The sequence below is a fragment of the Actinomadura verrucosospora genome, assembly GCF_039540335.1.
GTDB lineage: Bacteria > Actinomycetota > Actinomycetes > Streptosporangiales > Streptosporangiaceae > Spirillospora > Spirillospora verrucosospora.
Map to the genome: position 1 here is coordinate 1 of NZ_BAABEV010000110.1, position 712 is coordinate 712.

The following is a 712-nucleotide window of genomic DNA, read 5'->3' on the forward strand; positions in this document are numbered from 1 at the left end:
AGATGCGCAGGCGGAGCCGGTACCCCTCGTCGGCCTCGCCCAGCACCAGTGGAACGCGGCGCGGGCCGCCGACGACAGCCGCACCTCGTCGATCGTCCCCGCGAACGTGCTCGTCGCGTTGACGCCCTTCCTGCCGATGCGTACGGGTTCCAGCCGGCGCTGTAGCCGAAGGCGGCCGCGGCCGTGAGGGTGAAGCCCGCGAAGTTGAACGAGTGGCCCTTGATCGGCGCGTTGACGTTCACGTGCAGGAAGATCGTGACGACCGCGACCAGGAAGATCGCGCCCAGCACATACGTGGCGTAGCGCTCGAACCACTGCACGAGGTCGTGCCCGACGAAGGCGAGCAGCACCTGGACGGCCACGATGATGATGAGCGACAGCCACGCCGGCATCCCGGTGAGCACGGTCAGTGCGAGCGCGCCGCTGACGGAGTTGGTGGCGAACCAGCCGAGTCCCGCCATGACGGTGTTGAGGCCGGCGGGGAGGATGTTGCCGCGCAGGCCGAACGCGGTGCGGCTGAGCACGAGCTGGGCCAGTCCCTCACGCGGACCCCACGTCGACAGGATGCCCTGGGTGATCGAGCCGAGGGCGTTTCCGAGCACGATCGCAGCGATGGCCGACCAGAAGTCGAGCCCGAAGAACGCGACGCCGATCACCCCGACGAACACCGTCGCGAACTCGAGGTTCGGCGCCGTCCACGTGTTGAAGAGCT

General features: G+C 68.5%; 1 protein-coding gene. It reads right to left on the reverse strand.

Annotation, left to right across the window (positions count from 1 at the left end):
• The coding region (locus tag ABD944_RS42145) for a cytosine permease (RefSeq protein WP_345187877.1) at positions 1-712 on the reverse strand (712 nt) is incomplete at both ends.